Here is a 21,523-nt window from a genome sequence, read left to right on the forward strand (position 1 = left end):
CGTCGCCGCGGAGTCGCGGTCGCGGCTCGCGCCGCTCCTACCCATAGAGCGAAGCCGCATCGTAGGCTTTGCGTATCCCCAATCCCGACCACCCAATGACTTCTTTCGCCACCTGGTTCCTGTTCGCCGGCTGGCTGGCGGTCGCGGCTTGCGCGCTGCTGTGGAGCGCAAGCCGGCCGCGCTGGTCCGCGCGCCTGTGGCCTGCGGTGGTTGGCGCGACCCTGGGCGCGATCGCCGGCGCGCTCGCGGTCCAGGCCCTGTTCGCGCAGATGGCCGGCGTGTCGCTCGACCAGGCGATGGACGTGAGCGCATCGCCGCCGCTGCGCACGCTGATCTTCACCGCCTGGACCGCGACCCGGCTGCTCGGTCCGGTACTGCTGCCGGCGTTGGGCTGGTTGATCGGCCTGGTCGCCGGCCTGTGGTGGGGCGCCCGGCGCCAGCGCGCGCAAGCGTCGGCCCTGTAGGAGCGGCGTCAGCCGCGACCACAGTAGCGGTGTGCGCAAGCGTGGCGGCCGCAGCCTGTATTCGCGAGCGGTTTGGTTGGCGTGTGGCCGTAGGCGGGCCTCTGACGGCCTCGTGGTATTTCACCGCTGCGGTGGTCGCGGCTCGCGCCGTTCCTATCCAAAGCAAGGCGGCCCGGCCCATACCGTAGCTCTCGGCCCTCGGCTCGAGTCCTGAGTCCTGAGTCCTGGGTCCTGGGTCCTGAGTCCTGAGTCCTGAGTCCTGAGTCCTGAGTCCTGAGTCCTGAGTCCCGAGTCCCGAGTCCCGAGTCCCGAGTCCCGAGTCCCGGCTTCTGATACTATAGAGGGGTATAGGATGCCACCGCATCCGGGGCCCGCCGTCATGCCGCATTCGCCGGAAGAGAAAAAACGCGTATTGACCCGGGTGCGCCGGATCAAGGGCCAGACCGAGGCGCTGGAGCGCGCGCTTGAGGCCGGCAGCGAATGCGCGGCGGTGCTGCAGCAGATCGCGGCGATCCGCGGCGCGATCAACGGGCTGATGTCGGAAGTGCTGGAAAGCCATATCCGCGAGGAACTCGGCCAGGCCGTGGCCGACCGCGGCCGCGACGCCAGCATCGACGAGATCGCCGCGTTGGTGCGCTCGTACCTGAAATGACCGCGCATCCGACCTAAGCTGCCGCGGCCGTGCGCCGCGACGGAACCGTTCCACTGTTTCCCTTCCCGGGACGCCACCATCAGGAGACATCGCCCATGAGCCGGGTCATCAAGAGCCGCGCCGCCGTCGCTTTCGCCGCCGGTCAGCCCCTGCAGATCGTCGAGATCGACGTCGAGCCGCCGAAGGCCGGCGAAGTGCTGGTGCGCATCGCCGCTACCGGCGTCTGCCACACCGATGCCTTCACCTTGAGCGGCGACGACCCGGAAGGCCTGTTTCCGGCCGTGCTCGGCCACGAAGGCGGCGGGGTGGTGGTCGAGGTCGGCGAGGGCGTGACCAGCGTCAAGCCGGGCGACCACGTGATCCCGCTGTACACGGCCGAATGCCGCCAGTGCAAGTTCTGCCTGTCGGGCAAGACCAACCTGTGCCAGGCGGTGCGCGCGACCCAGGGCCGCGGCCTGATGCCCGACGGCACCAGCCGCTTCAGCTACCAGGGCCAGCCGATCCATCACTACATGGGCTGCAGCACTTTCAGCGAGTACACGGTGGTGGCCGAAGTCTCGCTGGCGGTGGTCAACCCCGCGGCGCCGCTGGAGAAGGTCTGCCTGCTCGGCTGCGGCGTCACCACCGGCATCGGCGCGGTGCACAACACCGCCAAGGTCCAGCCCGGCGACACGGTCGCGGTGTTCGGCCTGGGCGGCATCGGCCTGGCGGTGATCCAGGGCGCGGTGCAGGCCAAGGCCGGGCGCATCATCGGCGTCGATACCAACCCGGGCAAGTTCGAACTGGCCAAGGCGATGGGCGCGACCGACTGCGTCAATCCCAAGGACCACGCGCGTCCGATCCAGGACGTGCTGGTCGAGATGACCGACGGCGGCGTCGATTTCAGCTTCGAATGCATCGGCAACGTCGAGGTCATGCGCTCGGCGCTGGAGTGCTGCCACAAGGGCTGGGGCGAGTCGGTCATCATCGGCGTCGCCGGCGCCGGCCAGGAAATCCGCACCCGGCCGTTCCAGTTGGTCACCGGCCGGGTCTGGCGCGGCTCGGCCTTCGGCGGGGTCAAGGGCCGCACCCAGCTGCCGGGCATGGTCGAGCAGGCGATGAAGGGCGAGATCGACCTGGACCCCTTCATCACCCACACCCTGCCGCTGGAACGCATCAACGAGGCCTTCGATCTGATGCACGAGGGCAAGTCGATCCGGACCGTGATCCACTACTGAGGCGGCGATGAAATACGTCCAGGTCATCGATAGCGCGATCAACTGCGTTTACGACGTGTTCGCGGTCGAGGACGCGGACTTCGATCTGCTGTATCCGCCGGGCCAGGACGTGGCCTTCATCGACGAGGTCCTGGCGCGGCATCCGCCGCAGGCGCTCGAGCCGGTGTTCGAACGCCTGTGGCGCAACCGCGTGCCCAAGCGCGAAGCGATCGGCCTGCACGGCCTGCTGTTTTACGACATGGAACACAAGAAGCCGTTCTACCCGCAGCGCGTGGACGAACTGGCGATCAACCCGAACGGATCCACGCTGCGCTGAGAGCCCCGACATGCAACGAATCGAATCCCACGCCTGCCACGGCGGACGCCAGGAAGTCTGGTCGCATACCGCGACCACGCTCGGCTGCACGATGCGCTTCGGCGTCTATCTGCCGCCGCAGGCCGAGCGCGAGGACTGCCCGGTGCTGTACTGGCTGTCGGGGCTGACCTGCACCGAGCAGAACTTCATCACCAAGGCGGGCGCGCAGCGCTACGCCGCCGAGCACGGGCTGATCCTGGTCGCGCCGGACACCAGCCCGCGCGGCGAGGGCGTGCCGGACGCGGAGGGTTACGATCTCGGCCAGGGCGCCGGCTTCTACCTCAACGCGACCCGGCCGAAATGGGCCGGCCACTACCGCATGTACGACTACGTGGTCGAGGAACTGCCGGCGCTGGTCGACGCGCACTTCCCGACCGGCAGCGCGCGCGGCATCAGCGGCCATTCGATGGGCGGGCACGGCGCGCTGACCATCGCGCTGAAGAACCCGGGCCGCTACCGCAGCGTATCGGCGTTCTCGCCGATCGCCGCGCCGTCGCAAAGCCCGTGGGGCGAGAAGGCTTTCGGCGCCTATCTCGGCGACGACCGCGAAGCCTGGAAAGCCTGGGACGCGACGGCGCTGGTCGCCGGCGCGCGCGAACGCCTGCCCTTGTTGATCGACCAGGGCGACGCCGACGAGTTCCTGGTGCCGCAGCTCAAGCCCGAGCTGCTGCGCATCGCCTGCGAAGTCGCCGGCCACCCGCTGCAGCTGCGGATCCGCTCCGGTTACGATCACAGCTACTACTTCATCGCCAGCTTCATCGGCGAGCACATCGCCCACCACGCCGCCGCCTTGCGCGGCTGATCGGCGGTCGCGACCGCGGCACGCGCCATCGCGCGCGCCGCGTGCCTCGTGTCACCGGGCCGCTTTCTCCAGTTCTCTTTCGCCAGTTCCCTTTCGCCAGTTCCCGGCTCGTGGCTGCGTTCAAGCGGCCGTGACATCCCGCAGTTCCCACCCGCTGCCCGCCAGCAGGCGCAGCCGGTGTTTGATGATCGTGCCCGACAGCGCGGTGACGACCACCAGGTCGATGCGCAGGTCGCGTTGTTCGCCGTGCACGCTCGCCGCCGGGTCGGTGGCGCCCAGGCTGGGATCGACGTCGTCGGGATCGGGCTGCTTGGCGCGCCAGCGCTCGAACAGGCCGTCGCCGCGCAGGGCGGCCTGCAGTTCTTCGGCGAAACCCTCGGCGCTGACCGCGCGGAACGACAGCGCAGCGTCGCTGCCGCGGGCGCGTTCGCCGTCGGGCAGGGTGAGGTAGTAGCGGGTGGCCATCATGGCGCCTCGTGCGGAAGTTGCCGCCAGCCTAGGCCGGCGAACCTTGTTGGTTTGTGAACGCGCGAGGCGCGCAACGCCGGCGACGGCCGGTCAGCGCACCGCACCGCGGGAGCGGCGCCCGCCGCGCGCAGGCGCGGGCGCGTCCTGCGCGTCCGCGTACTCGCTGCGCAGCGTCTCGATCAGCGAATAGACCCAGGGCCGGGTGGCCAACAACAGGCCGACGCTGCGCCGCTTCGACGGCGGCAGACTGAGATCCAGTTCCGCGGATTCCTTGAACTCCGCCTGCAGGCGCTCCAGCTTGCGCCGCAGCACCGCCAGCGACGCCGCGCCCAATTCGCGGATGTCCAAGGCCAACAAGGCGTCCGACGACTGGAATCCGTCGAGCAGGAACTCGCGGCTGGCCGCGCCCAGGTAGCGTGCGCGCACCGGACCGTCGTCGCGCCAGGAAAAATCGCGCGGCACGCGCAGACGCACCTTGTCGCCGGGCAGCAGTTCGGCCAGCGCCAAGCGGTCCAGGCGCGCCAGCAGGCGGGTCAGTTCGGCCGCGCTCAGGCCGAAGCCGGCGCGGATCGCGTCGGTGCGCCAGCCCTGGCAGAGCAGGTGGAACACGGTCATCAGCCTCGGCGAACGCGCCAGTTCCGCCTCCTGCTTCGGGCTTAGGTGGTGGGGCTGGTCGCGCGCGCCGCGGGCGCGCCGGGCGAGCTCGAAAAAGTCCAGGTCCAGCGCGGCGCAGATGCGCTCCAGCCGCTCCAGGTCGATGCGTCCGTTCGACAGCAGGCGTTTGACGGTGGGCTCCGACAGGTCCAGCGCGCGGGCCAGATCGGCATAGCGCCAGCCGCGCTCCTTGAGCGTGGTCTTGAGCGCGGCGAGCAGGCGTTCGCGTTCAGCCATGGGGCGAAGGTGCGGGCAGTCGGAATGCAAGGGATCATAATCCGATACTTGTTTCGATGCGGTTGCTGTTTCCGATACCGCGCGGCCAAGGTAGGCCGGCCTCGTCAACGGTACCCGCCATGTCCGCCGCCCTCGTGCCGCCCCGCTCGCCGCCGCTGTACCTCAACGACGTCCACTCCGGCCTCAACCGCACTGCCGTCGCCGGCCTGCTGCAGCCGCGCAGCCTGGAACAGGCCTGTGCGGCGGTGCGCGACTGCGCGCGCCTGGGCCGTTCGACCATCGCCGTGGGCGCCCGCCACGCCATGGGCGGCCAGCAGTTCCTGTCCGGCGGCTGGCTGCTGGATACCTCGGGCCTGGACCGCATCGTCGATTTCGACCCCGAGCGCGGCTTGCTCACCGTCGAGGCCGGCGTGCAGTGGCCGGCGTTGCTGGAATGGCTGGCGCGGCATCCGCACAACGTCCGCGGCTGGACCATCCGCCAGAAGCAGACCGGCGCCGATGGTTTCAGCCTGGGCGGCGCGTTCGCCGCCAACATCCATGGCCGCGGCCTGGCGTTCGCGCCCTTCGTCGAGGACGTCGAATCCATCGTCCTGATCGATCACCGCGGCGAGGCGCGCCTCGCCGACCGCGAGCGCGACGCCGAGTGGTTCGCCCTCGCCGCCGGCGGCTATGGCCTGTTCGGCCTGGTCGCGCGGCTGACCCTGCGGCTGGTGCCGCGCTCGGTGCTGCGGCGCGAGGTCGCGCTGCTGCGGGTGGGCGAACTGATCGCGCACCTGCAGGCGGCGATCGCCGATGGCTGCAGTTACGGCGACTTCCAGTTCGCGATCGACCCGGCCAGCGACGATTTCCTCGATCTGGGCATCGCCTCGTGCTATCGCCCGCTCGCCGACGCCGTGCCCGATCCGGCGCCGCGCCACCTCGGCGGCGAAGACTTCGCCCGCCTGCTGCGCCTGGCGCACACCGATCCGAGCCGCGCGTTCGCCGAATACGCTGCGTTCTATGCGGCCACCGACGGCCAGCGCTACGCCTCCGACAGCCAGCAGGCCGGCGTCTACCTGGACGGCTACCACGCCGGCGTCGACGCGGCGCTGGGGCATTGCGGCTCGGAGATGATCACCGAGCTGTATGTGCCGCGCGAGCGCCTGGCCGAGTTCATGGCCGCGGCCGCCGCCTGCCTGCGCCGCCATCGCGCGCAGCCGATCTACGGCACCGTGCGCCTGGTGCGCGCGGAGCGCAGCAGCATGCTGGCCTGGGCGCGCGAGGACTGGGCCTGCATCGTGTTCAACCTGCACGTGCGTCACGATCCGGCCGGCCGCGCCGCTGCGGCGGATGCGTTCCGCGGCCTGATCGACCGGGCCCTGGCTTGCCGCGGCAGTTACTACCTGACCTACCATCGCCATGCCACGCGCGACCAGGTCGAAGCGGCCTACCCGCAGTTCCGCGCCTTCCTGCGGCGCAAGCGCGAACTGGACCCGGACCGGCGCTGGGACAGCGACTGGCTGCGCCATCACGAAGCGCTGTTCGCGCGCACCGGCGCATGAACGGCGTGTCCACCGCGATGTTGGTCGCCGCCGCGAGCGTGCGCGAGGGCAGAGAGCGGGGCGAGCCGTCCGCGCAGGCGCAGCTCGCCCGTGCCTGCCTGGAACGCTGCGGCGCCGGCGGCCGCGGCCTGTTGCGCCTGGTCGATCATGCGCTGGGGCGCGCCTGCCTGAGCGCGCTCGAGGCGCTGGCCCTGCCGGGGCTGCGGGGGCACTACGCCTGGCGCAAGCGGCGCATCGCGCAATGGGCCGATCGCGCCTGTGTCGACGCAGCGGCGCAGGCGGTATTGATCGGCGCCGGTTACGACGGCCTGGGTTGCGGCCTGGCGCAGCGGCATCCGCGGCTGCGGGTGTTCGAGCTCGACCGCGCCGATACCGTGGCGGTCAAGCGCGAGGCCTTGCAAGGCGCGCACCCGCCGCGCCTGCGGCTGCTGGCGACCGATCTGCAGCGCGACGAGGCGCTGGGCGAGCTGTTCGCCGATCCCGGCTTCGATCCGGTCCGGCCGACCCTGTGCGTGGCCGAAGGCCTGTTGATGTACCTGCCGCCGGCGCGCGCGCAGCGCTTGCTGAGCGAACTGGCCCGGCGCCTGCCGCCGCGTTCGGTCTTGCTCGCCACGGCGATGGAACTGCGCCGCGGGCGGGCGCGTTTCCGGCGCGAGCGGCCGTGGGTACGCGCCTGGCTGCGGTGGCGCGGCGAACCGTTCCGCTGGGGCTGCGAGCGCGAGGCGATCGATGCCTGGCTGGGCGCGTGCGGCTGGAGGCTGCACGCGCTGGCCGAGCCGGAAGACTCGGACGATCCCGATCCGAGTCCCGGCGAATGGCTGTTCATGGCCGAGCGCGCGACGGCACCGCCGCCGCGCTAGTCCGGCTCAGTCCTCGTCGCTGTGCGCCTGGTGCGGGCCGTGGCCCTTGGGGCAATGGCAGACCGAGGTCGGGCCGTACTCCAGGCCGAAGGTCTGGCCGTCGCGATGGCGCTGCCAATAGAAGTTGGGCGCCTTCTCGCCGCGGTTGCCGAGCTCGGCCATGTCGGCGTCGACATCGAACAAACGGCCGTCGACCATCACGTAGCGGGTGTCGATGGTCGAGCGGATGTTCTCCAGCGGATTGCTGTTGAGCACCACCAGGTCGGCCTTCTTGCCGGTTTCCAGCGAGCCCAGCTGCTTGGACAGGCCGAGGTAGTCGGCGCCGTCGATGGTCGCCGCGCGCAGCGCCTCGAAGTTGCTGAAACCGCCCTGCGGCAGCATCCAGATCTCCCAGTTCGCCGACAGGCCCTGCAATTGGCCGTGGCCGCCGATCTGGATCTTGATCCCGGCGTCGCGCAGCTTCTTCACCGACTTGGCGACCTGGACATGCCAGTAGTCCCAATCCGGCGCGGTCTCGCGCCGGATCGAGCGCGCGTCCAGGGTCTCGCGCGGGAAGAAGCGGTTGAGCTTCTTGTCTTCCCAGACGTTGTCGCGCGCGTACCACCAGTATTCGCCCGACAGGCCGCCGTAGCTGACCACCAGGGTCGGGGTGTTGCGCACGTCGGTCTGCCGCCACAGCTCCAGCACGTCCTTGTACAGCGGCGCGACCGGGATGTTGTGCTCGATGCCGGTGACGCCGTCGAGGATCATCGGCAGGTTGTGGTTGAAGGTCGAACCGCCTTCCTCGACCACCAGCATGCCCAGCTCGCGCGCAGCCTGGTTGATCTGCTGGTGCTGCTCGCGGCGCGGCTGGTTGTAGCTCTTGACCGAGAACGCGCCGTTGGCCTTCATCCGGCGCAGGTGGCTGCGCGCGTCGTCGATCGAATTGACCACCGCCTTGAAGTCGCCGTCGGCGCCGTACAGGATCGTGCCGGTCGAGAACACGCGCGGGCCGACCATCTTGCCGGCCTTCAGCAGCTCGGCTTCGGAGAACACGAACTCGGTGGTCGCCGAGGGGTCGTGCATGGTGGTGATGCCGAACGCGAGGTTGGTGTAATAGGCCCAGTTCTGCTGCGGCACCACGCCCTGGCCGAAATGCGCGGCATGGGCGTGCACGTCGACATAGCCCGGCAGGATGGTCTTGCCGCTGGCGTCGATGCGGCGCGCCCCGGCCGGCACCGCGACCGTAGCGCTGGGGCCGACCGCGACGATGCGGTCGCCGCGCACCACCACGGTGCCGTCCTCGATCACTTCCTGCTCGCGCTCGGCGTTGCGCATCGTCACCACCCGCGCATGGGTGAAAGCGACGGTGTCCTGCGCCGCGTACACCGGCAGCTCCAGGCCGACCCGCACCCCGGCCTCGTCGGCCGACGGCTTGGGCAGGGTCGCCGGCGCGCCGGGCAGGAAGGCGAAGGCCTGGTTGAGCGGGCGCGAGTGATAGCGGTCGCCGACCATCCAGTGCAGCGACTTGGAGTCGGCGGCCCAGTGCAGGTAGCTGCCGACGTCGGCGCTGACCTGGGTCACCGGCATCGCCTTGCTGTCGCGGCTGAGTTCGACCGGGCCGGTGCCGCCGGTCATCAGCGGCGCGACATAGGCGTTGAACAGCTCGGTGAAGGCGACCCACTTGCCGTCCGGGCTGAGGCTGACCGAATCGACGTACTTCAGGCTATAGACCTCGCGCGGGTCCTCGCCGTGCAGGCCGACCGACATCAGCTTCTTCTTCAGTCCGCCGCCGGTCAGGTAGAACACGCGCGTGCCGTCGGCGCTGAATTGCGGGGTCTCGCCGCTGTCGGCCACCCGCACCGGCTTGCCGCCGTCGGCGCTCATCACGTAGATGCCGCGATCGACCGACCACAGGCTGCCGGTGAGGCTGCCGCCGCCGCTCTTGGTGTAGACGATGCGCTTGCCGTCGGGCGAGAAGCGCGGGCCGTAGTAGAAGCCCTGCTCCTGGGTCAGGCGCCTGCCGCCGCCGCCGCCGGCCGAGGCGACGTAGATCGCGCCCAAGGCTTCGTCCGACCAGGTGGTGTACAGCAGCTTGCTGCCGTCGGCGCTGAAGCTGGGCTGGTATTCGTAGAGGTTGTCGTTGCCGGTCAGGCGCTCGGGCTTGCCGTCGGGCAGGCGCTTGCGCCACAGCTGGCCGACCGCATGGAAGACCAAGGTCTTGCCGTCGGCGCTGGTGGCGACGTCGCGGATCATCTTCGGCGCGAAGCGGCCTTCGTCCAGGGTCTGCTCGAAGCGCAGCGGCGCGGTCACGGTCTGCTCGACCGCGGCGGCGAACGGAATCGGCTGCGGCTTGCCGTCGCCGATCGCGACCCGCCACAGCTTGCCCTGGGCCCAGATCACCACCGCCTTGGAATCCGGGGTCCAATCGAAGTTGGCGTAGGGGCCGAAGATCGCCCAGGCCTCCTGCATGTCGTGCGACAGCCCGTCCCAGACCGGGCGCGCTTCGCCGCTGGCCAGGTCGAACACGTGCAGCACCGACTTGTCGCGCACGCGCTTGACGAAGGCCAGCGACTTGCCGTCCGGCGAGGGCTGCGGCCGCACCGCGCCGCCGGCGGTGTCGATCAGGGTCTCGCTCTTGCCGGTCTGCCGGTCCAGGCGCTTGATCGCGTAGATGGTGTCGTGCGGGTTCTTGTTGTACTGGAAGCTGGGGCCCGGGGTGACGTCCTCGGAGTAATAGACGTAGCGGCCGTCCGGCGACACCGCCGGCTCGCCCAGGTCCTGCTGGTCGTTCTTCTGCTTGGTCAGCTGCAGGCCGCCGCCGCCGCCGGCGGCGTGGTAGATCCACAGCTCGCCGGCGCCGAGCGAGCGTTCGCCGGTGAAGTGCTTGCGGCCGATCAGGAACTGGCCGTCCGGCGTCCAGGCCGGGTTGTTGAGCAGGCGGAAGTCTTCCTTGGTGACCTGGGTCGGCTGGCTGCCGTCGGCGCGCATGCGCCACAGGTTGTTGCCGCCGCCGCGGTCGGAGGTGAAGGCGATCTCGCGGCCGTCGGGCGAGAAGCGCGGCTGCACGTCCCAGGCCGGGCCTTGGCTGATGCGCCGGGCCTGGCCGCCGCCGATCGGCAGCAGGTAGATGTCGCCGAGCAGGGAGAAGGCGATCTGGCGGCCGTCGGGCGAGACGTCCAGGTCGATCCAGGTGCCTTCGTCGGTATCGAAGCGCACCGCCTTGGTCGGGCCGTGGGCGGCGGTGATGTCCCACTTCTTGTCGTCGGCCTCGGCGCCGGGCTTGCTCGCGCCCTTGGCGGTCTGCGCCGGCGCGCGCGCCGGGTCGGTGCCGGCCGGCTCGAGCGCGTCCTGCTCGAGCTGGGCGGCGGGTTTGTCGCCTTGCTTCTTGTCCTGCGGCGCAGGCTGGGGCGCGGGCTGCGGCGGGTTCTGGGCGAACGCCGGCGCGGCGAACGCGCTGGCCAGGGCGAGGGCGAGCAGATGGAGACGGGGCATCGAGCGGCTACCTGGGAACGGGCAAGGTTCCGAGCCTAACCGCTGCCTCGGTGCCTGGGCCTGGGCTGGAAGTCCTGTGCCGGCGGCCACGGCGGGTCAGCGGTGCGGCGCTATCCGCGCCCGCATCTTCATGTCCGTCATTGCCGCGAAGGCGTCGATCCAGAGCTCTGCCGCGATATGGCTCTGAAGTCTCCGGATCCCGCCTTCGCGGGGATGACGAGCAAAAAACAAAGTCGCCGCTTTAGCCTTTCCCGAGTCCCGAGTCCCGAGTCCCGAGTCCCGAGTCCCGAGCCCCGGCCGTCAGCCCTCGAACTGCGCCTGCTCTGCGGCGAAGCCCAGCGCCAGCGCGCCCTTGCCGACGTTGACCATGCCGGTCAGGCTCATCACGCTTTCGAACAACTCGACGTTGTTCTCGGCGCAGGCCGCGCGCAGGCGGTCGTAGCCGGGCAGCGCGCGCAGCTCGGCCAGCTCGCCGCCGTAGCTCACGCACATCGTCGGCGTGGCCAGGCCGCCGGCACTCTTGCGCGCGGCGAACTCGAACAGCTTCTGCGCGGCCTGGTCGTAGCCCTTGATCTTGGCCACCGGGCCGGTCTCGCCGCGGTTGCAATGCAGCACCGGCTTGATGTCCAGGGCGCTGCCGAGCGCGGCGCTGAGGAAACTGACGCTGCGGTCGCCGCGCACCCGGGTGCGCGCGCGCAGGTAGTTGAGGTCGCGCGGAATCAGATAGCCGTGGGTGTGCAGGGCCAGGTACTCGAGCCGGGCGCGGATCTTCGGCGCACCTTCGCCGGCCTCGCGCAGCCGCGCCGCCTCGACCGCGGTCACGCCCTGGGCGGCGAACAGGTTCAAGGTGTCGATCACGCGCAGGGCGAACGGAGTGTGGATGCCGGCGGCGCTGCGCACCGGCTTGTAGTCGTTGAGGATCGCGAAACTGGCCTGGTTGGCGTTCTCGTAGATCGGGCTGCGGGTCTTGGTAATGGTCAGGCAGAACACGTAGTCGTAGTCGATCGCCAACTGGCTGACGAACAGGTCGCGCACCTGCTGCACGGTGTACGGCGTGGTCTCGGCTTCGAAGCCGCGTTCGGCCAGATGGGTGTGCAGGAACTGCAGGGTCGCCTGCTCGTTGCGATGGTCCGCGAGCACGGCCTGGCCGATGCGTACGGTGATCGGCAACAGGTGGATATGGTGTCGTTCCAGGTACTCCAGCGGCAGGTCGCAAGCGGAGTCGACGACGATTCCAATGCGCATGTTCCCCCCCGGGTCGTGGCTGGCATCAATCGAATGTTACGAGCATACCTTTTTGTGGCGACGATCACGCATCGGCTTTGCATCGCTTGGCGGGTCGGGTTCAGCTGCGCCTTTGCTGGCCCAGGGGCAACCTTGTCAGACGCTGCATCTCCGGATCGTGAAGCAGCTCGGGATGCTGCAACGCGGCAAGCGCGAACTCGTGGGCGTCGTAGCCCCAGAACAGCTCGCTTGCGAACTTCAACGTAGGAACGCCGTAGACGCCGGCCGCGATCGCCGCGTCGGTGTTGGCGCGCAGCGCGGTCTTGGTCGCCTCCGCGCCGAGCGCGGCCGGGTCTACGCCGAGCGCGTCGATCACCGGCTGCAGCGCCTCGATGCCGTCGCCGGCCTGGCCGCGGCGCCAGATCCAGTCGAAGATCGCATCGACCGCCTCGGGCGTGCCGCCGGCGACGATGCACAAACGCAACGCCGCGATCGGGTTGAACGGATGCGCCGGCGGGTAGCGCAGCTCGACCCCGTCGCGGCGCGCCTGCCACAGGGTATGGCGGTAGGTGAACTCGCGCTTGCCGGGGATTTCCGCCGGCCCCTTCTGCCCGCGCGCCTGCAGCACCGCGGCGAACACGATCGGCACCGGCTCGACCGCCAGTTCGGCCAGGCGCGGGCGCAGCTTCTGCCAGTGCAGATAGGCGAAAGGCGAGATGAAATCGAAGAACCAGCGCCGCTCGCCCGCCGCCGCGCTCACTTCCAGGCCCCGAGGATCAGGCCGTACAGGGCGAACTGGAGGATGTGGTAGCCGCTGTCGATCATCCACAGCACCGGTCCGCGCTGGGCGAAGGCGTAGTTGATGCCGAAGCTCATCGAGACGAAGAACAGGCCGACCACGAAGCCGACCCCGAAGCCGTCGGCGGCGTTGGCCGACGGCGGCAGGAACACCGCGAACACCAGCGCGGCCAGGAAGCTGCACACGATCGCGGTGGCGAAGATCAGCGCCGGGTGGCGCGGCTGCGCGTCCGGGTCGATCCCGGCGGCGCGGCACCACTGTTTCTTGAACAAGGGCCCGTACCACAACCCGCCGAGCAGGAACGAAGACGCGGTCGCGGCGAGGATCGCCAGCCAGTTGAGTTCCAGGGTGGGCAGGGTCATCGCGGGCCTCCGGGGTTGCGGTCGAGTCGACGGCCCCGCGCTCGGCGACGACGGCGGCCGGCGACAGCATACGCCGCGCCGCACGCCCGCCGCAGGCGGACGCGCGGGCGGCGTCCGCTCAGCGCGCCGGCGCCGGGTAGGCGCGCGGCAGGCCGTTGTCGGCGCGCAGGTAGCGGTCGCGCAGTTCGGTCTGGCGGCTGCGCATCGGGATCGCGCGGCCGTCCATCCACACCTGCAGGGCGACGTGGGCGACGTCGAGCGGGTCGCCGCTCCACAGCACCAGGTCGGCGCGCTTGCCCGGGGCGATGCTGCCGACTTCGCCGGCCACGCCGAACGCGTCCGCCGGGACCCGGGTCAGCCCGGCCAGGCCGTCGGCCCAGGGCAGGCCGGCGGCGACCGCGTTGCCGGCCAGCTGGCGGACCTTGCGCGCGTTGTGCGCGGCGCCGCTTTCGCTGAAACCGACCGCGACCCCGGCGGCGCGCAGGCGCGCGGCGTTCTCCAGGCTGGCGCCGACCTGGTCGAAGTCGCTGGGCAGGTTGGACAGCGGATTGACGAACACCGGCACCTGGGCCGCGGCCAGTTGCGGCGCCAGGCGCCAGGCCTCGGCGCCGCCGGCGATGGCGATGCGCAGCTTGTGCCGCGACGACCAGCGCAGCAGCTGGCGGATGTCGGCGGCGCGGTCGACGCCGAACACGATCCGGCCGCCGCCGTCGAGGTACTTGAGCAGGGCCTGGCGGCCGGCCGGGGTCAGCAGGGCGGCGTGGTGGCCGGCCGGCAGGCGCCCGCGCGCCTCGTCGATCAGCTGGTCGAGGATCATCCACTGCGCCGCGCGCGAGCTGCCGCTGAGGCCGAGGCTGTCCTTGCCCAGGCGCACGAACAGCGCGCGCGGGCCGATCGGGTCGGCGCCGCCGTCGAGGCGTTCGACCCCGCCCTGGCCGGCGACGATCGAGCCGCCGGCGGCGGTGCCGGCGCCGAGCAGGGTCCAGCCGATGCCTTCGATGCGGGCGACCGGAATCAGCACCGAGTCGGGGTTGTAGGCCAGGGTCACGTCGAACTCCGGCCGCACCGTCATTTCCTTGGTGTCGGCGCCGAGCGCGACGGTCTGGTCGACGGTCGACTTCTCGCCGGAGACCTCTTCCAGGCCGAGCTCGGTGATGCCGCCGAACAGGGTCGGGGTCAGCGGCCGGCCTTCGGCCTCGACCACCTGCGCGCCGGCCGGCGCGCTCAGGCCCTTGCCGATCGCCCGCACCACCCCGCCCGAGACCAGCACGTCGGCGTGTTCGAGCGAGCCCTGGGCGGTGGCGGTGTGCACGGTGGCGTTGCGGATGAGCAGGTTCTGCGCCGGCGCGGCGAAGCTGGCGGCGGCCAGCAAGGCGGCGGCGAGGACGCGGCGGCGGACGGCGCGGCTCATCGCACACCTCCGCTCGCGGCGGCGCCCTGGGTGGCCGGCTGGCCGAGCAGGAAGTCGGACTTGGGCTGGCGCGCCGGGTCGGCGCGGTCGTAGATCCGCGCGCCGTCGACGTAGACCTGTTCGGCCTTGGCGTAGACGCTGAAAGGATTCCCGTTCCAGACCACCACATCGGCCATCTTGCCCGGCTCCAGGGTGCCGGTGCGCTCGCCGATGCCCAGCGCCTTGGCCGGGTTCTGGGTCAGCCAGCGGATCGCCCGTTCCGGCGCGATCTCGATCCCGGCCAGGCGCGCATGCGCGATCACCTTGGCCGCTTCCTGGTTGAGCCGCTGGATCCCTTCCTCGGAATCCGAGTGCACGATCGCGCAGCTGTTGGCCGGGCGGTCGACGATGGCGATGTTCTCCTGGATGCCGTCGAAGGCCTCCATCTTGAAGCCCCACCAATCGGCCCACAGCGCGCCGCACACGCCTTCGGCGGCGAGCCGGTCGGCGATCTTGTAGGCCTCCACGCCGTGGTGGAAGGCGCTGACCTTGAAGCCGAATTCCTTGGCCAGGTCGAGCATGGTGGTCATCTCGTCGGCGCGGTAGCAGTGGATGTGGACCAGGATGTCGCCCTTGATCGCCCCGGCCAGGGTGTCGAGCTTGAGGTCGCGCTTGCCGCCGGTGTCCTTCTCGCTGTCGGCGCCGTTGCCGTTGGGCCTGGCGCCGCTCTGCCACCAGCGCTTCTTCTGCGGCGCGGCGTTCTTCGGCGTGGTCTTGCGCAGGTACTCGCTGGCGTCGATGAAGGCGGCGCGGTAGCCGGCGACGTTGCCCATGCGGGTGCCCGGCGAGGTGTTGCGGCCGCCGTACACGCGCTTGGGGTTCTCGCCGCAGGCCATCTTCAGGCCCCAGGGCGCGCCGGGGAACTTCATCGCCTGGTAGCTCACCGCCGGCACGTTCTTCAGGGTCACGCCGCGGCCGCCGATCAGGTTGGCCGAGCCGGGCAGGATCTGCAGCGAGGTCACGCCGCCGGCCAGGGCGGTGGCGAAGCCGGGGTCCTGCGGCCAGACCGAGTGTTCGGCCCACACGTTCGGGGTCACCGGGCCGGTCATCTCGTTGCCGTCGGAATGGGCGCCGACGCCGGGGCTGGGGTAGACGCCCAGGTGCGAGTGCACATCGATGATGCCGGGGGTGATCCACTTGCCGCCGGCGTCGACCCGGGCCGCATCGGCCGGAGCCTCCAGGCCGCTGCCGACGGCGACGATCTTGCCGTCCCGCAGCAGCACGTCGGCGCGGTCCAGGCGCTGGCCGGTGCCGGTCAGCACGGTCGCGCCCTGCAGCAGCACCGGGCCCGAGGCCAGCGGCCGGTAGGTGCTGGGGTAGGGGTCCTGGGTGTAGCGCGAGGCGGTCGGCGCGGGCGTCGCGGCCTGCGCGGCGCTGCCCAGCAGCGCCAGGGCGCAGCCGGCGAAGAGCGGTCGAAGCATGGATTTCCCCGAAAAAGCGAGCAATTCGAATGGATTGCGGGCGACTTGGAACCGTAGCGGGGGGCGCCGGCGCTGCCAACCCTGACGAAGGTCATAGCCGTGCCACAATGGCCGCACAACAACTAGAAAAGGCCAAAGCGTGAAAGACAAAGAACAGATCGTCGAAAACTGGCTGCCGCGCTACACCGGCGTGCCCCTGGACCAGTTCGGCGAGCACATCCTGCTGACCAATTTCGGCGGCTACCTGCATACCTTCGCCCGCCTGACCGGCGCCGAAGTGGTCGGCCTGGACCGGCCGATGCCGAGCGCAACCGCCGACGGCATCACCATGATCAACTTCGGCATGGGCAGCCCCAACGCGGCGACCATGATGGACCTGCTGTCGGCGATCATGCCCAAGGCGGTGCTGTTCCTGGGCAAGTGCGGCGGGCTCAAGCGCAAGAACCAGCTCGGCGACCTGGTGCTGCCGATCGCCGCGATCCGCGGCGAGGGCACCTCCAACGACTATCTGCTGCCGGAAGTGCCGGCGCTGCCGGCCTTCGCCCTGCAGCGCGCGGTCTCGACCACGATCCGCGACCTCGGCCACGACTACTGGACGGGCACGGTCTACACCACCAACCGCCGGGTCTGGGAGCACGACGAGGCCTTCAAGGAGCGGCTGCGGGCGATGCGCTGCATGGCCATCGACATGGAGACCGCGACGGTGTTCGCCGCCGGCTTCGCCAACCGCATCCCCTGCGGCGCGCTGCTGCTGGTCTCCGACCAGCCGATGATCCCGGAAGGGGTCAAGACCGAGGCCTCCGACGCCAAGGTCAGCGCCAGCTACGTCGACACCCACATCAGCGTCGGCATCGAAGCGCTGAAGCTGATCCGCCGCCACGGCAAGTCGGTGCGGCATTTGCGCTTCGACGAGTAGCAGGGCCAGGAGTGAGCGGAGAGGAGCGAGGAACGAGTGCGCTCTGCTCGTTCTCGCTCCTCTTCGCTACGTCCAGCCGCCGCCGCAGGTCGTGCGGCACCTGCGCTTCGAGGAAGGGCTAAGGAACGAACGAGTGGAGAGGAAGGAGGAACGAGTGGGCTCTACTCGTTTCTCGCTCCTCTTCACTCGTTTCTCGTTTCCGGGCCACACGCCGCAGCCCGACCGGCTGAACGATTCACCCCGCCCAAGCGCGAAACCCCTGCTTTTTAAGGGGTTCTGAGACGCCCCGCACGCCGCCTCGCACGGCCTGAGACCTGCCCGGACGACACTGTGCTCCACGACCGGAGGACAGGTCATGGAACAGCTCATCTTCACCGTCATCGGCGCCCTGCTGACCTGGGCGTTCTACTTCATCCAGCGCATCGCCGAACGTCGCGGCACGGTCGACGCGATCGAGCGCGGCAAGCAGTTGCTGGCGCTCAAGCAGGAACTCGACGGCGCCCACACCAGCGTCGAGGAACTGCGTCGCTTCGAAAGCCGCCTGATCGGCAAGGCCGAGACCACCGCGCGCATCGCCGACCGCTACGTCGGCAAGGCCGAGGCGCTGGCGCGCGACAGCGACGACGCCAACGTCAGCCAGGCCGACATGAGCCGGCATGCGCTGGTCGAGCTCGAGCGCGAACAGGCGCGGCTGGAGCGCGTGGTCGAGCGCCTGCGCGGCCAGCTCGACGGCAAGAGCCGGGAGGCGTTCGAACAGACCCACCAGGCCTGGCTGGCGTTCCGCGAGCGCTATGCGCGCTTCGTCGCGCAGTCGTATTCCTCGCGCGCGGTGCGGCCGCTGATCCACGCGGTCACCATGGAAAGCCTGACCGCGGCCTGGATCAACGAGTTGGAGACCCAGCTCGGCGAAGCGCCCGACGCGGGCCCGCCTGCGGCGGCGTAGCGCCTGGTTGTCTGTAGCAGCGGCGTCCCACGGGATTTCCTCCGGTCATGAGCCGCGACCACCGCAGCGGTGATCGACAGCGCTGCAGCCGAAGTCCGGCTATTGGGCCGTCGAATCTCATGCCGGGACTTCGGATACTTCGCTCACGCACACCGCTGCGGCGGTCGCGGCTTACGCCGCTCCTACAAGAGCAATGCGGCTTACGCCGCTCCTGCAAGAAGGCCGCGCGGCTTCGACACGGTGTTGCGGCGGTGCTAGGGTGCGGCCCTGTCTTCGCGACCTCAGGTTAATCATGTCCGTCACCGCCCAAGACGTCGTCGCCTTCTGGCGCAACGCCGGACCGAGCCGCTGGTTCGACCGCAACGAGCAGTTCGACCGCCAATGCCGCAGCGGTTTTCTCGACGCCCACTTCGCCGCCGCTTGCCGCGCGCACGACGACTGGGTCGAACGCGACGCCGAGTCGGCGCTGGCGTTGCTGATCCTGCTCGACCAGATTCCGCGCAACGTGTTCCGCGGCAGCGCGCATTCCTATGCCACCGATCCGCTCGCCCGGCACTACGCCCGGCGCGCGCTGGCGTTGGGCCACGACCAGGCCATCGAGCCGGCGCTGCGCGCGTTCTTCTACCTGCCGTTCGAACATTCCGAAGACATCGGCGACCAGCGCCTGTCGCTGGAGCTGCACCGGCGCCTGCCGGCCAACGCCGACGGCAGCGACCCTGCGCAGTGGGCGCGGCAGCACCTGGACCTGATCGAACGCTTCGGCCGCTTTCCGCACCGCAACGCCGCCCTGGGCCGCGAATCCACCGCCGAAGAACGGGCCTATCTCGACGGCGGCGGCTTCAAGGGCTGAGCCGCGCCGGCTCCCCAGTCGCGGCAAACGCTGTTTGTAGGAGCGGCGTCCCACGGGATTTCCTCCGGTCATGAGCCGCGACCACCGAAGCGACGAAAAACGCGCACCGGCCGAAGCCCTGTGATACGGACATGAGCGGCTTCCCGCACCGAAGGGCCCGGCTTCGGAGGCGTTCGCTCGCGTCCACCGCTGCGGTGGTCGCGGCTGACGCCGCTCCTACAACAGCCGTCGCGCCGCTCAATCCAGAAACTGCCGCTGCGGCGAGTATTCGACCCGATGCAGGGTGCGGTCCTGGATCTGCCCGACCATGCGGCCCTGGCCGCGGGTCTCGCGCTTGATCCGCGCCCATTCCTCGTCGGCCATGAACCTGGCCCAGCGGTCCCGCATCGTCGCCTCGTCCGGCCACTCCAGCAGGTAGGCGAACTCGGTGCGCTGTTCCTGCCGGGTTTCCCACATCGCGACGATGCGGAAATCGTAGCGCTGCATGATCCGCGTCGCGTGATCGCGGAAGCGGGCGTGGAATTGCGGCTTGGTGTCTTCGAAGATTTCGTAGATCCGCAGCTGCTGGATCGGCGCGGCCGCCGGCTTGGGCGGATCGGCGGCGCGGGCCAGGGTGGCGAGCAGGCACAGCGCGGCGAGCGCGCCCAGGGCGCGGATCGGGGAAGCGAAGGTCACGGGTTACTCCGCGGCAGGCGCCGTTCCGTGGCGTGGGTGGGCAACGAGGCGCGAGGTTAGGGCGCGTGGCGCGCGGCCGGCATCGGCCACAAGGCGGAGGCGCCGCCGGCGTTGCGGATCAGTCAGGTTGGCGCGGTCGGCGGCGGGCCGGGAGCGGCGTGCGCGAACAAACGGGCGTGGAGGCGCGAGGAGCGAGCGACAGCACGGCCGCCCAAAACGACGACGGCCGCGACGCAGGCGTCGCGGCCGTCGTTGTGGCGCTATCGGGCCGCTGGCTCAGTACTTGGCGATGCCCGGCTCGATGTCGGCCCAGGCGTCGATGCCGCCGACCACGTTGTAGACCTCGCCGAACCCGAGCTGGCGGAAGTGCTCGGCGGCCTGGGCGCTGCGGCCGCCGTGATGGCACAGGAAGGCCAGCGCGGTGTCCTTGGGCAGGGCTTCGAGCGCGCCGGTGCCGGCGTCGAAGGTGTCGAAGGCGACGCCGGCCTGGGCCAGGGCGCGCTCGTCGGCCGGGCGCACGTCGACCAGGCGCAGGCCGCCGGCGACGACGCGCTCGCGCGCCTGCGCCGGGGTCAGCGGCTGCACCGCCGGCGGCGCGTTCGGGTTGACGATCACCAGGCCGCGGCCGCGTTCGTCGTCGGCCCAGTCGATCGACACGCCGTCGGCGCGGCGCGCGTGCATCCAGTCGGTCTGGACCCGCACGCCCTCGATTTCCACCGCGACCGCGGCCGTGTCCACCGGCGCCAGCTGCAGGCGCACGTTGTAGCGCGGGTCGACTTCCAACTGCACCGCATAGCCTTCGCCGGCGTTGGCGACGGCGTCGCGCAGCATCTGCGCCGCAGCCGGGGTGATGCTGAGCTTGGGCGGGCTGCGGTCCGGCGCCGGCAGGCCGAGCAGGCCGTGCAGTTCGCCGCTGGCGGCCATCTGCTCGACGATGTCGCTGCCGCCGACCAACTGGCCGTCGACGTACAGCTGCGGAATGGTCGGCCACTCGCCGTAGACCTTGATGCCTTCGCGGATGTCCGCATCGGCCAGCACGTCGACGTGGGCGTAGCCCTGCGGCAGCAGTGCGTTCAGCGCGCCGGAGGCCTTGGCCGAAAAGCCGCACTGCGGGGCGTTCGGCGCGCCCTTCATGAACAGCACGACGCGGTTGGACTGGAGCAGGGTTTCGATGCGCGAACGCAGGGCGGGATCGAGGGACATGAGCGGGGCTGGCGGACGGAGATTGAGGGCGAGATGGGGGCGGGACGCCGGCGGCGCAAGGTAGGATGCACGGATCTGCCCGCTTGATCAGCCGGCTTGGCCCGCCGACTTGATCAGGCCACTTGATCAGGCCCTGCCCGAGACCGCACCCACCGCATGGACCGACCCGTCGCCGCCGCTCACCGACCGCCGCGCCGGCCCTGGGCCTGGGCGGTCTGGTTCGCCGCCTCGCAGGCGCTGGCGGCGGCGCTGTGGTGGCGCTACGGCTGGGCGGCCGGCCTGGCCAGCCTGATGGCCAGCCATGCGGCGATGTTCTGGGGCACGCTGTGGCCGCGCTCGCGCCTGTTCGGGCCGGTGCTGTCGCGGCTGCCGACCGCCGAGCGCGCGGTCTGGCTGACCATCGACGACGGGCCCTCGGCCGATACCGAGGCGATGCTCGATCTGCTCGACGCGCATCGCGCCAAGGCCACCTTCTTCGTCGTCGCCGAACGCGCCGAGCGCCACGCCGGCCTGCTGCGCGAGATCGTCCGCCGCGGCCACGAGGTCGGCAACCACAGCCACAGCCACCCTTCGGCGTGGTTCTGGGCGCTGGGGCCGCGGGCGATGGCGCGCGAGATCGGCGAGGCCCAGCAGCGCCTGGCCGCGTTGCTGCCGCAGCCGCCGCGCTGGTTCCGCGCCGTGGTCGGCATGGCCAACCCGTTCACCGCCGCGCCGCTGCGCCGCCACGGCCTGAGCCGGGTGGCCTGGAGCGCGCGCGGCTTCGATGCGGTCGAGGCCGACCCGGACAAGGTGGTGGCGCGGATCGAGCGCGACCTGGCGCCGGGCGCGATCGTGCTGATGCACGAGGGTTCCGGCCACGGCCGCAATCTGGAGGCGATGAAGCGCCTGCTGGGGCGGCTGGACGAGCTCGGCTACCGCTGCGTCCTGCCCGAGGCGCGCGCCGACGCCTGAGCGCG

At 70.5% G+C, this 21,523-nt stretch carries 21 protein-coding genes; 11 read left to right on the forward strand and 10 right to left on the reverse strand.

Features of this window, described 5'->3' with window-relative positions; genetic code table 11:
- The first annotated feature begins 95 nt into the window (after positions 1 to 95).
- From AC3A57_RS13070 to fghA, 5 genes are all read left to right on the forward strand, one after another.
- Entirely contained in the window at positions 96 to 464 is a 369-nt protein-coding gene (locus tag AC3A57_RS13070; protein WP_487579295.1) for a hypothetical protein, read from the forward strand.
- Between the two features lie 379 nt (positions 465 to 843).
- Positions 844 to 1,116, forward strand: coding sequence for a formaldehyde-responsive transcriptional repressor FrmR (frmR, locus tag AC3A57_RS13075; RefSeq protein ID WP_221671078.1), 273 nt, complete (start codon positions 844 to 846; stop codon positions 1,114 to 1,116).
- 107 nt (positions 1,117 to 1,223) lie between these two features.
- Positions 1,224 to 2,333, forward strand: a complete 1,110-nt coding sequence (locus AC3A57_RS13080) for an S-(hydroxymethyl)glutathione dehydrogenase/class III alcohol dehydrogenase (RefSeq protein WP_487579614.1) — start codon at positions 1,224 to 1,226, stop codon at positions 2,331 to 2,333.
- Between the two features lie 7 nt (positions 2,334 to 2,340).
- Positions 2,341 to 2,649 carry a hypothetical protein gene (locus tag AC3A57_RS13085; RefSeq protein WP_487579296.1) on the forward strand — a complete coding sequence of 103 codons (309 nt, stop codon included), beginning with the start codon at positions 2,341 to 2,343 and terminating at the stop codon, positions 2,647 to 2,649.
- 10 nt (positions 2,650 to 2,659) lie between these two features.
- On the forward strand, positions 2,660 to 3,490 hold the full coding sequence (fghA, locus tag AC3A57_RS13090; RefSeq protein WP_487579297.1) for an S-formylglutathione hydrolase: 831 nt from the start codon (positions 2,660 to 2,662) through the stop codon (positions 3,488 to 3,490).
- Positions 3,491 to 3,610: 120 nt separating this feature from the next.
- Here the strand turns inward: fghA and AC3A57_RS13095 are convergent, their stop codons facing one another.
- Together AC3A57_RS13095 and AC3A57_RS13100 are read right to left on the reverse strand one after the other, a co-directional pair.
- Entirely contained in the window at positions 3,611 to 3,955 is a 345-nt protein-coding gene (locus AC3A57_RS13095; RefSeq protein WP_487579615.1) for a hypothetical protein, read from the reverse strand.
- A 93-nt stretch (positions 3,956 to 4,048) separates the two neighbouring features.
- Positions 4,049 to 4,849, reverse strand: a complete 801-nt coding sequence (locus AC3A57_RS13100; protein ID WP_487579298.1) for a helix-turn-helix domain-containing protein — start codon at positions 4,847 to 4,849, stop codon at positions 4,049 to 4,051.
- 119 nt (positions 4,850 to 4,968) lie between these two features.
- Here AC3A57_RS13100 and AC3A57_RS13105 point away from each other — a divergent pair, with 119 nt between their 5' ends.
- Positions 4,969 to 6,390 carry an FAD-binding oxidoreductase gene (locus AC3A57_RS13105; protein ID WP_487579299.1) on the forward strand — a complete coding sequence of 474 codons (1,422 nt, stop codon included), beginning with the start codon at positions 4,969 to 4,971 and terminating at the stop codon, positions 6,388 to 6,390.
- Positions 6,387 to 7,250, forward strand: a complete 864-nt coding sequence (locus AC3A57_RS13110; RefSeq protein ID WP_487579300.1) for a class I SAM-dependent methyltransferase — start codon at positions 6,387 to 6,389, stop codon at positions 7,248 to 7,250. Before AC3A57_RS13105 ends, AC3A57_RS13110 begins: the two co-directional genes overlap by 4 nt.
- Positions 7,251 to 7,256: 6 nt before the next feature.
- On the opposite strand, the gene AC3A57_RS13115 is transcribed toward AC3A57_RS13110, so the two are convergent.
- The 6 genes from AC3A57_RS13115 to AC3A57_RS13140 form a co-directional block, all read right to left on the reverse strand.
- Positions 7,257 to 10,724, reverse strand: coding sequence for an amidohydrolase family protein (locus tag AC3A57_RS13115; protein ID WP_487579301.1), 3,468 nt, complete (start codon positions 10,722 to 10,724; stop codon positions 7,257 to 7,259).
- A gap of 300 nt (positions 10,725 to 11,024) precedes the next feature.
- A complete protein-coding gene (locus AC3A57_RS13120) occupies positions 11,025 to 11,969 on the reverse strand; it encodes a DegV family protein (RefSeq protein WP_487579302.1) in 945 nt (314 codons plus the stop codon).
- 100 nt (positions 11,970 to 12,069) lie between these two features.
- Positions 12,070 to 12,708 (reverse strand): DsbA family protein, encoded by a 639-nt coding sequence (locus tag AC3A57_RS13125; RefSeq protein ID WP_487579303.1) that lies wholly within the window; start codon positions 12,706 to 12,708, stop codon positions 12,070 to 12,072.
- Positions 12,705 to 13,109 carry a DUF1761 domain-containing protein gene (locus AC3A57_RS13130; RefSeq protein WP_487579304.1) on the reverse strand — a complete coding sequence of 135 codons (405 nt, stop codon included), beginning with the start codon at positions 13,107 to 13,109 and terminating at the stop codon, positions 12,705 to 12,707. The genes AC3A57_RS13125 and AC3A57_RS13130 overlap by 4 nt, the downstream gene beginning before the upstream one ends.
- Before the next feature lie 118 nt (positions 13,110 to 13,227).
- The gene (locus tag AC3A57_RS13135; RefSeq protein WP_487579305.1) at positions 13,228 to 14,520 is read right to left on the reverse strand and encodes an amidohydrolase family protein; all 1,293 of its coding nucleotides are present in this window, start codon (positions 14,518 to 14,520) and stop codon (positions 13,228 to 13,230) included.
- Positions 14,517 to 15,980: an amidohydrolase gene (locus AC3A57_RS13140; RefSeq protein ID WP_487579306.1), complete on the reverse strand. Its 1,464-nt coding sequence runs from the start codon at positions 15,978 to 15,980 to the stop codon at positions 14,517 to 14,519. The genes AC3A57_RS13135 and AC3A57_RS13140 overlap by 4 nt, the downstream gene beginning before the upstream one ends.
- Before the next feature lie 139 nt (positions 15,981 to 16,119).
- Between AC3A57_RS13140 and AC3A57_RS13145 the strand changes: the two genes are divergently transcribed.
- The 3 genes from AC3A57_RS13145 to AC3A57_RS13155 all read left to right on the forward strand — a co-directional run bounded on the left by AC3A57_RS13145 (position 16,120) and on the right by AC3A57_RS13155 (position 18,689).
- Complete coding sequence (locus AC3A57_RS13145; protein WP_487579307.1) at positions 16,120 to 16,896, forward strand: AMP nucleosidase; 777 nt, start codon at positions 16,120 to 16,122, stop codon at positions 16,894 to 16,896.
- Between the two features lie 355 nt (positions 16,897 to 17,251).
- Positions 17,252 to 17,839, forward strand: coding sequence for a lysozyme inhibitor LprI family protein (locus AC3A57_RS13150; protein WP_487579308.1), 588 nt, complete (start codon positions 17,252 to 17,254; stop codon positions 17,837 to 17,839).
- A 292-nt stretch (positions 17,840 to 18,131) separates the two neighbouring features.
- A complete protein-coding gene (locus AC3A57_RS13155; RefSeq protein WP_487579309.1) occupies positions 18,132 to 18,689 on the forward strand; it encodes a DUF924 family protein in 558 nt (185 codons plus the stop codon).
- Positions 18,690 to 18,926: 237 nt separating this feature from the next.
- On the opposite strand, the gene AC3A57_RS13160 is transcribed toward AC3A57_RS13155, so the two are convergent.
- Both AC3A57_RS13160 and grxD read right to left on the reverse strand, forming a co-directional pair.
- Positions 18,927 to 19,364, reverse strand: a complete 438-nt coding sequence (locus AC3A57_RS13160) for an NIPSNAP family protein (RefSeq protein WP_487579310.1) — start codon at positions 19,362 to 19,364, stop codon at positions 18,927 to 18,929.
- A 276-nt stretch (positions 19,365 to 19,640) separates the two neighbouring features.
- Positions 19,641 to 20,567: a Grx4 family monothiol glutaredoxin gene (gene grxD, locus AC3A57_RS13165; protein ID WP_487579311.1), complete on the reverse strand. Its 927-nt coding sequence runs from the start codon at positions 20,565 to 20,567 to the stop codon at positions 19,641 to 19,643.
- A gap of 156 nt (positions 20,568 to 20,723) precedes the next feature.
- On the opposite strand from grxD, the gene AC3A57_RS13170 reads away from it, so the two are divergent.
- The gene (locus AC3A57_RS13170) at positions 20,724 to 21,518 is read left to right on the forward strand and encodes a polysaccharide deacetylase family protein (RefSeq protein WP_487579312.1); all 795 of its coding nucleotides are present in this window, start codon (positions 20,724 to 20,726) and stop codon (positions 21,516 to 21,518) included.
- The last annotated feature ends 5 nt before the right edge of the window (positions 21,519 to 21,523 follow it).

It is taken from the genome of Lysobacter sp. Soil_C_15, assembly GCF_057657315.1.

Coding starts and splice junctions, on each gene's coding strand:
- frmR (WP_221671078.1), top strand. CDS start 844: ATGCCGCATTCGCCGGAAGAGAAAAAACGCGTATTGACCCGGGTGCGC.
- AC3A57_RS13100 (WP_487579298.1), bottom strand. CDS start 4,849: ATGGCTGAACGCGAACGCCTGCTCGCCGCGCTCAAGACCACGCTCAAG.
- AC3A57_RS13140 (WP_487579306.1), bottom strand. CDS start 15,980: ATGCTTCGACCGCTCTTCGCCGGCTGCGCCCTGGCGCTGCTGGGCAGC.
- AC3A57_RS13150 (WP_487579308.1), top strand. CDS start 17,252: ATGGAACAGCTCATCTTCACCGTCATCGGCGCCCTGCTGACCTGGGCG.
- AC3A57_RS13155 (WP_487579309.1), top strand. CDS start 18,132: ATGTCCGTCACCGCCCAAGACGTCGTCGCCTTCTGGCGCAACGCCGGA.
- AC3A57_RS13130 (WP_487579304.1), bottom strand. CDS start 13,109: ATGACCCTGCCCACCCTGGAACTCAACTGGCTGGCGATCCTCGCCGCG.
- AC3A57_RS13115 (WP_487579301.1), bottom strand. CDS start 10,724: ATGCCCCGTCTCCATCTGCTCGCCCTCGCCCTGGCCAGCGCGTTCGCC.
- AC3A57_RS13110 (WP_487579300.1), top strand. CDS start 6,387: ATGAACGGCGTGTCCACCGCGATGTTGGTCGCCGCCGCGAGCGTGCGC.
- grxD (WP_487579311.1), bottom strand. CDS start 20,567: ATGTCCCTCGATCCCGCCCTGCGTTCGCGCATCGAAACCCTGCTCCAG.
- fghA (WP_487579297.1), top strand. CDS start 2,660: ATGCAACGAATCGAATCCCACGCCTGCCACGGCGGACGCCAGGAAGTC.
- AC3A57_RS13170 (WP_487579312.1), top strand. CDS start 20,724: ATGGACCGACCCGTCGCCGCCGCTCACCGACCGCCGCGCCGGCCCTGG.
- AC3A57_RS13085 (WP_487579296.1), top strand. CDS start 2,341: ATGAAATACGTCCAGGTCATCGATAGCGCGATCAACTGCGTTTACGAC.
- AC3A57_RS13095 (WP_487579615.1), bottom strand. CDS start 3,955: ATGGCCACCCGCTACTACCTCACCCTGCCCGACGGCGAACGCGCCCGC.
- AC3A57_RS13070 (WP_487579295.1), top strand. CDS start 96: ATGACTTCTTTCGCCACCTGGTTCCTGTTCGCCGGCTGGCTGGCGGTC.
- AC3A57_RS13120 (WP_487579302.1), bottom strand. CDS start 11,969: ATGCGCATTGGAATCGTCGTCGACTCCGCTTGCGACCTGCCGCTGGAG.
- AC3A57_RS13135 (WP_487579305.1), bottom strand. CDS start 14,520: ATGAGCCGCGCCGTCCGCCGCCGCGTCCTCGCCGCCGCCTTGCTGGCC.
- AC3A57_RS13105 (WP_487579299.1), top strand. CDS start 4,969: ATGTCCGCCGCCCTCGTGCCGCCCCGCTCGCCGCCGCTGTACCTCAAC.